The organism is Streptomyces sp. YS-3 (assembly GCF_045257485.1).
Taxonomy (GTDB): domain Bacteria; phylum Actinomycetota; class Actinomycetes; order Streptomycetales; family Streptomycetaceae; genus Streptomyces.
The window spans coordinates 1-4,367 of sequence record NZ_JBJHPC010000590.1 but is presented as its reverse complement, the minus strand read 5'-3'; the positions used below and the strand labels follow the sequence as shown (position 1 = coordinate 4,367).

Sequence of the window (4,367 nt, the reverse complement as noted above, 5' to 3'; positions counted from 1 at the left end):
GTGCCGCAGCTCGCCTGAGCCGCGCGCTGAGCGTCGCGGGCGAGGGCCGCGCGCATGTTGAGGCGGCCGGGCGGGGTGGGGCTGGTGGTCCGCTCCTCGGTTCGCTCGCGGTAGGCCGCGGCTCGCAGCGCGCGGCTCAGGCGAGCTGCGGCACTCTTCTCGGCGGCGGTAGGCCGACGGGTGCCGGTGACAGGGTTGCTGTAGGGCGCGGGTGTGCCGTCGGGGTTGACGGTGCCGCCGCCGGAGTTGAAGACGGACCTCGCGGTGGCGGCGGCCTGGCGTCGCCGACTGGCTTGCTGGGCACGGTCGTTGGCCTGTGCCCTTGACCGGGTGGCCATGGCGTTGGTCGCTGCGGCCTGTGCCGCGAGGTCGGCGGCGTCGGCTGCTGCCGCGCTGTCCATGACCACTGCCACCGCGCCGGACAGCAGATCGGCGAGGTTCTCCGGCACGGGCAGGGCAGGGGCCGCGGTGGCCAGAGCGTCGCACCATTCTTGACCGTGCGCGAGCATGGTCGTGGCGTCGTGGTCGGCGCACTGGTGGGCTGCGGTCCAGATGCGGGTGAGGGTGGCCAGCAGGTCTGCGCCCAGCACCTTTTCGCACAGGTCGGCGACGGCCCGGGTCTCGCCGGCGTCCAGGATGCCGACGTCACGGCGGCCGAGGATCAGGGCCGCCACGCTGGCGGCGTGCTCGATGCCTTGGAGGGTGGGGTGGGCGATGTCGGGCATGACCAGCGTGCGGGCACTGGTGCGCAGGTACGTGCGGTCCGTGGGCCGGGCGATGAGGTGTGCGCCTTCGACCCGGCTCTCCTCCAGCAGGAGCGCGGCCTCGACGGCCCGGGGGTCCGCTCCGGCAGGCTCCGTCCAGACGGAGTGGGCCGCGTGCGCGGCCTCGTGGACGAACACTCCCCAGGCGGCGGGATACCGCTCCTCGTCGCCCACGATCCGCGGATGGATCTCGTGGGGCTTAAGCGGGGCGAACAGGCCGGCGTCGAACTCGACCTCTCCCAGAGCGGGGAAGAACGCGGCCGGTGCGCCGCTACGTGTGCCGGGGCGGCAGGTGACGAGGAGGTCCTGGCGGCCGGAAAGGGCGACCAGCCGATCGCCGAGTTCGGCTCCCACGCGCAGCCACGCGGCCGGGGAGGAACGGGGTTGCGCGGGCGGCGCGCCGTCGTCGTCCCATCGCGCGAGCTCGGCAGCATCGTCTGGCGTGGACTGGACGTGGCGGTGGGCGCTCATCGCGACCGTCCCCGGTGCGCGGAGCCGGTGCTGCCCGCGGGCTGCCGGACGGCCGAGGCAGAAAGCTGCTTGCCGAGGGTGAGGGGGCGGACCTCCTTGACGCCGACAGCCTTGATGACGGCAGCGGCGACGGCGTCGCGATCCTCCACAGGGGCGATGCCGACCAGGTTCGCGAGGGCTGCTTTGGTGCCGAGGACGGCCTCGGTCTTCTGGTAGCTGAGCAGCTCTCGCAGTTGGGGAGCCCAGCCAAGCTCGCCGAGCTCGACCTGGCGGGAGAGATGCCGGGCGACCCGGACCACCCGCGCATCGATCCTCAGCGCCAGCGCGAGGTCATAGTCCGTGCCGATCTGGATCTGCACGCTGAACCGGCTCGCGAGCGCCTCCGTCAAAACCGCCCCGTGGACGCCGGGATTGTGGCCCGCCACCACGTAGAAGCCCGGCTCGGCCTTGATGGTCTCGCCCTTGTGGGCCTTGACCTGGATCTGCCTGCGCCCGTCCATCGCGGGATACAGCGCCGCCAGGACCTTCGGTGAGATCAAGGTGGCATCGTCGATCAGCAGGGCGCGGCCCTCGGTCATCGCGGTGACCAGCGGACCGTACTGGAAGACGTAGGCCCCCGCGTCGTCCTGTGTGTACTCGCCGATCAAGTCGCCGACCGTGGTGTCGCCGTCACCGGCGACGGTGAGCAGGTCCGGAAACGCCGCCTCGACCAGACTCGTCTTGCCGGTACCCGGAGGGCCGTAGAGCAGCACCGGCACGTCGGCGTCGCGCAAGCGGTTCAACGCCTCAACGTCGGGCAGATCGGCCAGCTCCCGGGGATGGTAGATCTGGCCCCCCGCGCGGCGGATCGGGCCGGTCTGCCTGGGAGCGGCTGCTGCGGGAATGGTCGTGCGCGCCGTGGCCGCCTGGGCCCGGGGAGAGTGGGTGCCCGGTGGGCTGATCACAGCGGTCTGCGCGGCTGCGGCAGTCTTCGCATTCGCACGGAACTCCGGCTGCCCGCTTCCGCCTTGGTCGGCCTCGCCGCGTCGCACCAGGGTGAGGGCGGCGTTGCGGACGGCGCCATGGGAGTGGCCCAGCTGCCTGGCCATGTGCCCGATGGTGAGCGTGTCCGCCGGCCGGTCGGCCAGCAGTCGGGCCACCTTGGCCCGCAGTTCGCCGCCCTTGGTGCGCGCTGGACCGGTAGGCGTTCCGGGTGTGGTCAAAACGAGGATCCTTCAACAGGTGCGGGTGCGGGTGCGGGTGCGGGAGTGGTTGGCGATGCGCTGGAGAAGCTGGCCGCTCTCGGAGCGGATCACGGACTGTGCCGACAGCGACGACCGGGCCCGGCGCGTACCGTCAGCGCTCACCGGCCGACCGAGGGCTCGGTCCAGGGGCACGGGGTGGTCGGCGACGAGCAGCTCGCTGGCTGCCGAGCAGGCCCGTGAGTCTGCTCCGTACCGGGTTCCGTCGCCCGGCAGGTGCAGACTGGCGCCTCTTCGAAGCCGTCCTGGAGCAGGATCCGCCGGGCGGCGGCGTTGTAGCCGGTGGTGGTGATCTCGCCGGTGATGGCGTGCCGGATCGTCATGAAGGGCTCTGCGGGTGCTTCTGGCAAGGCGGATCTCCTATCGTGGGGGCGGGAAAGCGGTGGGGTGTTGGGCGAAGACGAGGCGGCCCGGAGGTTCCAGCACATCGACGGTGCGTGGCTGGACCACGAACGATGGGCAATGACTGCCGACATGCTCCAGGGCGGGCCTCACCGTCCCGCAGCTACCTGACTCGCCTTTCCGCAGGTTCCGACAGCCGGGTGTACCAACGACGGCCATAGCCGAACCTCCATGTAAGTAGAGGGAGTTCAGCGGGCCGCGTGTGCCGGGGTGCGGCGGTGCCGGCCGCGGCGGCGTGTGCCAGCGCCGGGAACAGTGAGGTGGCGGTGGGCGGCGAGCAGGACGATCAGAGTGAGGCCAGCGCCGGCCGCGGGGAGGCCCGCACCGACGTGGGGGCGCTCGGCGAGCGCGCCGGCCACGGCGGTCCCGGCGGCCTGGCCGGTGCCGACGGCGGCGATCAGCCAGGCGTACGCCTCGGTCGTGGTGCCGGCCGGGGCCAGGGCGTCCACGATCAGGAACGCCGAGGTGATCACGGCGGTCAGCAACAGGCCCGGGACTGCCGCCAGCGTCACGGCCGAGACGGGCCCGGTGGCCGCTACCAAAGGCACCCAGCTGGCGGCGAACAGAAGGGATGACGCGAGGAGTTGTCCAGTGAGCGTGCCCGGCCAGACCCGGCGCCCGTACAGGAAGCCGCCGACGAGGCTGCCGGTGGACAGCGCTGCGGGGATCAGTCCGGACAGCAGATCCATGCCGGGGGTGTCGGCGAGCGAGACGGCCCACACGTTCATGGCGCCCAGGGCGAAACCCACGCCGCTCACCGCGATGAACAGCCACCGCAGCCCTGCATGGGCCAGGGGCCCGACCATCCCGGTGCGGTGGGCTTTGGGGGCGGGGCGCCAGTGGCGGGAAGGCGCGGCGCTCAGCACCACTGCGGCACCGACCAGCCCCAGCGCGGCGCTCACCACCATCGCGGTGCGCGGCCCGGTCGTCGTGGACAGCACGGCGACCAGCGGGGGCCCGGTGACGTAGATCAGCCCCTGGGCGCCGGTATCGAGGGCGAGCGCGGCCCGACGGCGTGCCTCGTCGGGCAGGACCACGGGCCACAGGGCCCGCAGCCCCGCCTCCAGTGGCGGAGTGCTCATCCCGGCGAGCGCGACGAGACCGGCCGCGGGGCCCGGCCGAGCGGCGACCTCCACCACCGACAGGCTCAACAGGCAGACCGTGGTGAGCAGGACCGCGGTGCCGGTGACCAGACTCTGTCCACGTCGGTCGACCATGCGGCCCAGGACCGGCTGCCCGACGGCGGACGCCAGTCCGTACAGCGCGCACAGCAGCCCGCCCGCCTTCAGTGAGCCGCCCTGGTCGGTGACGAGCAGGAGGATGGCGACGGGAGCCATGCCGCCCGGCAGGCGGCCGATCAGCGTGCCGAAAAGCAGCCGGGCCACGTGGCGTTGCGTGAGCAGCGGGCCTGAGCCGGTGGTGGAGGTCAACGCGTGCTTTCTGGGGTGAGGCACCCCGGTGGTGCGGGGGCGCTAACGGCGGCGGGCAG

Annotated in this window: 5 protein-coding genes; all 5 read right to left on the bottom strand. The window is 72.7% G+C overall.

Going from position 1 to position 4,367, the window contains the following annotated elements; genetic code table 11:
- Positions 1-1,235, bottom strand: a 1,235-nt coding sequence (locus tag ACJA3G_RS31345) for a hypothetical protein (RefSeq protein ID WP_406556421.1), incomplete at its 3' end; no start/stop codon positions are given.
- On the bottom strand, positions 1,232-2,374 hold the full coding sequence (locus ACJA3G_RS31340) for an AAA family ATPase (protein ID WP_406556423.1): 1,143 nt from the start codon (positions 2,372-2,374) through the stop codon (positions 1,232-1,234). The genes ACJA3G_RS31345 and ACJA3G_RS31340, both read right to left, overlap by 4 nt.
- Positions 2,375-2,449: 75 nt before the next feature.
- Positions 2,450-2,581, bottom strand: a complete 132-nt coding sequence (locus tag ACJA3G_RS31335) for a hypothetical protein (protein ID WP_406556420.1) — start codon at positions 2,579-2,581, stop codon at positions 2,450-2,452.
- Entirely contained in the window at positions 2,578-2,799 is a 222-nt protein-coding gene (locus tag ACJA3G_RS31330) for a hypothetical protein (RefSeq protein ID WP_406556422.1), read from the bottom strand. The genes ACJA3G_RS31335 and ACJA3G_RS31330 overlap by 4 nt, the downstream gene beginning before the upstream one ends.
- Before the next feature lie 267 nt (positions 2,800-3,066).
- Entirely contained in the window at positions 3,067-4,308 is a 1,242-nt protein-coding gene (locus ACJA3G_RS31325) for an MFS transporter (protein ID WP_406556419.1), read from the bottom strand.
- Positions 4,309-4,367 lie beyond the last annotated feature (59 nt).